The sequence below is a fragment of the Peribacillus sp. genome (assembly GCF_059453735.1).
On the sequence record NZ_JAZVJO010000460.1, the window covers coordinates 1 to 4,408 of the forward strand.

The 4,408-nt window shown below is 37.6% G+C and carries 6 protein-coding genes; 2 read left to right on the forward strand and 4 right to left on the reverse strand.

What is annotated here, in order from left to right; all coding sequences use genetic code 11:
* Positions 1 to 113, reverse strand: a 113-nt coding sequence (locus AC52RT_RS15175) for a YjcZ family sporulation protein (protein WP_495541524.1), incomplete at its 3' end; no start/stop codon positions are given.
* Positions 114 to 589: 476 nt separating this feature from the next.
* Between AC52RT_RS15175 and AC52RT_RS15180 the strand changes: the two genes are divergently transcribed.
* On the forward strand, positions 590 to 1,546 hold the full coding sequence (locus AC52RT_RS15180) for an L-lactate dehydrogenase (protein WP_495541522.1): 957 nt from the start codon (positions 590 to 592) through the stop codon (positions 1,544 to 1,546).
* 267 nt (positions 1,547 to 1,813) lie between these two features.
* On the opposite strand, the gene AC52RT_RS15185 is transcribed toward AC52RT_RS15180, so the two are convergent.
* Positions 1,814 to 2,914 (reverse strand): CaiB/BaiF CoA transferase family protein, encoded by a 1,101-nt coding sequence (locus AC52RT_RS15185; RefSeq protein WP_495541523.1) that lies wholly within the window; start codon positions 2,912 to 2,914, stop codon positions 1,814 to 1,816.
* Between the two features lie 315 nt (positions 2,915 to 3,229).
* Here AC52RT_RS15185 and AC52RT_RS15190 point away from each other — a divergent pair, with 315 nt between their 5' ends.
* Positions 3,230 to 3,613, forward strand: coding sequence for an SET domain-containing protein (locus tag AC52RT_RS15190; RefSeq protein WP_340846954.1), 384 nt, complete (start codon positions 3,230 to 3,232; stop codon positions 3,611 to 3,613).
* 81 nt (positions 3,614 to 3,694) lie between these two features.
* Here the strand turns inward: AC52RT_RS15190 and AC52RT_RS15195 are convergent, their stop codons facing one another.
* Together AC52RT_RS15195 and AC52RT_RS15200 are read right to left on the reverse strand one after the other, a co-directional pair.
* Positions 3,695 to 4,135 (reverse strand): peptidylprolyl isomerase, encoded by a 441-nt coding sequence (locus AC52RT_RS15195; RefSeq protein ID WP_040374318.1) that lies wholly within the window; start codon positions 4,133 to 4,135, stop codon positions 3,695 to 3,697.
* Between the two features lie 105 nt (positions 4,136 to 4,240).
* Positions 4,241 to 4,408: DUF1292 domain-containing protein (locus tag AC52RT_RS15200; RefSeq protein ID WP_495541525.1), on the reverse strand; the 168-nt coding region annotated here is incomplete at its 5' end.

Genomic DNA, 4,408 nt, shown 5'->3' on the forward strand with positions numbered 1-4,408 from the left:
CCGCCACCGCCGCCTACAAAACTAGCTCCTACAATGATGAGCAGGATAAACAAAACGACGATAAAAGCAAAACCTCCACCAAATCCAACACCTTCATTGCCACAACCTGACATATTGGTACATCTCCTTTTTTAGAAGGAGCACTTACATGGGTAATAGCAGTTTATGCACAGTTTAGGCAAGTGACACTCATTTAAAGAAACTTATTTTTTCATATATCAAAAGCCCTTGTTCATGAATTGTTCACGAATAAGATGGTTTTTATTCATTTTTTCATATTCTAAACAACCAAGCATATATTCCTTTTTATACCTTAAAAAACCCTTATTAAAGCAGGTATTACGCCCTATTATTAGGGATAAATTTGAACTTATTGATAATAATAACAAAGAAATCGCATGTTTATTTAAAGGTGTTTATTGATTAAGTAATTTAGTTCTTCATTAATTAGACAAATTGTAGACAAAACTGGATTTACCTTCTTTTCTTTATATTGCTTTTTTGTGTCATAAGGTGCAAAATTAAAACATAGTAAAGATTGTGAAAGGATTCACAAACATCATGAATAACTAAATGGAGGAATTATATTATGAAACAAAGAAATGTTAATCGCGTTGCTCTTATAGGTGCTGGATCTGTCGGAAGTAGTTATGCATTCGCCTTGTTAAATCAATCTATTACTGAAGAATTAGTCATAATTGATTTAAATGAAGATAAAGCAATGGGTGATGCCATGGATTTAAATCACGGGAAGGTATTTGCCCCAAATCCAACAAAAACATGGTATGGTACTTATTCAGATTGTAAAGATGCAGATGTAGTTTGTATTTGTGCAGGAGCTAACCAAAAACCCGGTGAAACGCGCTTAGATCTTGTTGAAAAAAACCTAAGAATTTTCAAAGGAATTGTGGAAGAAATTATGGCGAGTGGTTTTGACGGAATCTTCTTAATAGCTACAAATCCAGTCGACATCTTAACATATGCTACCTGGAAATTCAGCGGTCTGCCAAAAGAACGCATAATCGGCAGTGGTACGATCTTAGATACGGGCCGTTTCCGTTTCTTGCTCGGCGAATACTTCGATATTGCTCCGGCTAACGTTCATGCTTATATTATTGGGGAACATGGCGATACAGAACTACCCGTTTGGAGTCATGCCGATATCGGGGGAGTTTCAATTACAGAATTGATCAAGAGAAATTCAGAATATAATATGAAAGACCTCGATGAATTATTTATAAATGTTCGCGATGCAGCTTATCAAATTATTGAGAAAAAAGGTGCAACTTTTTATGGAATTGCCATGGGCCTTGCCCGAATTACAAAGGCCATTTTAAATAATGAAAACAGTGTTCTAACGGTTAGTACTTATCTCGAGGGAGAATACGGAACAGAAGATGTATATATTGGCGTTCCAGCAGTTGTTAATCGTAACGGAATAAGAGAAATTGTTGAATTAACGCTAAATGAACAAGAACGCCAACAATTTAAACACAGTGCGGATGTACTAAAGGAAGTTTTAGCTCCACATTTTAAAGGACAATAAGAATAACAATCAAAACACCTTAGAATTGAGATGACTACTATGTGGCTGCAACAATATAATCCATTCGATAATGTATATGTAAGCGCACTTGTCGCCGTTCTCTGCTAAATAAAGCGACTCTAGTAATAGAAGCATCCTTTATTTATCAACAAATTTCCAAAGCACCACCCATCGCACCAGCGGTTTAAAAGTAGATCTTATTTCTGCTAAGTTCTTATAAAGGAAAAGGAGAAAATCACCCTTAGGTGTTTTTTCTCCTTTTTTACATTAGTTGGTAAATATTTCTTGATTACTAGCTCCTGCTTTGGGACCAACATGTTTGTATTCTGGTTTGAAAACAGAGGTTTTAATGGGACAAGCAATCTGCCTTTGGTTGTTTCCCTTTTCATCAGGAACCTCAACAATCATGCCGCGTTCCTTAAGCTGTGGATGTTCAGCCGCTTCAGTAAATGTCAGCACTGGCTCGACACAGGCCTCATATTCAGCAAATATTTCTTGCCAATCCGCAAAGTTTTTTTCCAAAAATGCCTCCGTAACTGCTTGTTTAAATGCTCGACTGCTTTCATCGTCATTTTTCATACTAATCCCTGTTAAATCTTCCCTTCCGATGGCCGTGCATAAAGCCTTACGGAATGGTGGTTCTAAACTTCCAACAGAGAAATAACGCCCATCTTTTGTTTGATAATAGTCATAAAAGGAGCCGCCGTTTAATAGCAATTTTTCTGGTTTAAGCTCCATACCACTTTGTAAATTCAGAGGGGCTGATACTGCATTTAAGGAGAAACTGCAATCAGTCATACTTATGTCAATCGATTGTCCCTCTCCAGTTCGATCTCGGTAAATGACTGCAGATAATATTCCAATGACCGCGTGTAGTGAGCCGCCAGCGATATCGGCGATTTGTGTTCCGTTTTTGGCAGGACCGTCTTCTTTTGTCCCAGAATAACTAGATAAACCAGCAATAGATAAATAATTAATATCATGTCCTGGGCGATATTTATATGGACCCGTCTGACCAAATCCCGTCAGCGAGCAGTAAATCAGCTGAGGATTCACTTTTTTCAATTCCTCGTACCCCAAGCCTAAACGTTCCATTACACCTGGACGGAATTGTTCAAGCACAATATCATATTCTTTCACAATCTTTTTAACTGCATCTATCGACGCCTCTTGTTTTAAATCAAGAGTGATTGATCTTTTTGAGCGGTTAAGGTATTGATCCATAGAGCGGGTTTCCCCGTCTGTTGGTCTTTCCACTCTCAGAACATCTGCTCCTAAATCAGCCAGCATTAAAGTTGCAAAGGGACCTGGTAAAAGGGTTGAAAAATCAAGTACTTTTAAATTTGTTAATAATGTCAACTGCTGCACACCTCCTTTTCCTTCTTAACTGCTAATAGGCTTCTAGGTTATAGAGCCCCGCTTCCTTTACTAATACTCTACTTTTCAAAAAAACCCTTCTTTTATTTAAGACGTCTTCATTTTAATTTGTACAGGCCAAGATCTCTGGTAAATTACGGTTTACAAAGCTATGATCTACTCACATGCCCATACACCAACTTACATAAATTGTTATTCTAAAGAGGGATTTCTGAACGAAAAATGAAAAAAGTTGCTTTCATTGTTGTCAACTGCGACAATTAAAGAGAACGAACAATAAAGTAAAAGAATGCGTAGGTGACTATTATGATTGAAATTAAAAGTTCTACACTTAGCGATGGAGAGTTTAATAGAGGAGTTTTTGCACAACGTGATATAAAAAAAGGAGAAATCCTGCACGAGGCACCCGTTATTGCTTATCCAAATGCCGAACATGAACACATCGAAAAAACACTGCTTGCAGATTATGCATTCGAATATGGTATAAACCATACAGCGATCCTTTTAGGATATGGTATGCTGTTTAATCACTCATACACACCTAATGCCACGTATGACATTAATTTTGATAATCATACCTTCGATTTCAGAGCATACACAGATATTAAAGCCGGGGAAGAGATAACGATTAACTATAACGGCGAAGTGGATGACAACGAACCGCTTTGGTTTAATAAAGACAAAGAATAGTTAGGCAGCGGAACCCTTCGAGGGTTCCTTTTTTGTTTGAATAATAAAAAAGAGAGAGCATCTCTGCTCTCTCACTTTTCATTATTCAGCGTCAAAAACAACGACTTTTTCCATTTTGTCGCCTTGTTTCATGTTTTTAGCTGTTTCAAGACCAGAAGTTACCTGACCAAAAACAGTGTGAACACCATTAAGATGCGGCTGCGGTTCGTGTACAATAAAGAACTGACTTGAGCCTGTATCTTTACCGGCATGAGCCATAGAAAGGCTTCCTGCAAGATGTTTATGCGGATTGCCTGCTGTTTCACATTTAATTGTAGTACCGCTTCCACCTGCACCAGTTCCAGTCGGGTCTCCACCTTGGCTTACGAAGCCAGGGATAATCCGGTGAAAGACAACGCCGTTATAGAAGCCTGTGTTAGCTAAATTTTCAAAGTTAGCTACCGTGTTTGGTGCTTCATTCGGGAATAGATCAAACTCAATCTTCTCACCATTCTCCATTTGTATGTATCCTTTTTTTGCCATTAAAAACATCTCCTTTTTAATCAGTAAACTCTATTATAGATAGAAAGAGCAGAAAGTGCTATTCTTTCGTATTTCTCTATCTTCTTTCCCCCTGATAAAAAGGGTTCAGCCCATAACACTCTTTTCGAATGCAGCAGAAACTTTTTCAAATTCCTCATCTGTTTCAATATCTGTTAACTGACCGTCTTCTTCTACTTTAAAAAAGAAAATATCAATATCTTCCTCTGTTTCACGTTCAATATCATCAACAATTCCTGCAGCGATGTATTCAAC

Bases quoted from the DNA above. Each gene is read 5' to 3' on its own strand.
- AC52RT_RS15180 (WP_495541522.1), top strand. From the start codon at position 590: ATGAAACAAAGAAATGTTAATCGCGTTGCTCTTATAGGTGCTGGATCT.
- AC52RT_RS15190 (WP_340846954.1), top strand. From the start codon at position 3,230: ATGATTGAAATTAAAAGTTCTACACTTAGCGATGGAGAGTTTAATAGA.
- AC52RT_RS15195 (WP_040374318.1), bottom strand. From the start codon at position 4,135: ATGGCAAAAAAAGGATACATACAAATGGAGAATGGTGAGAAGATTGAG.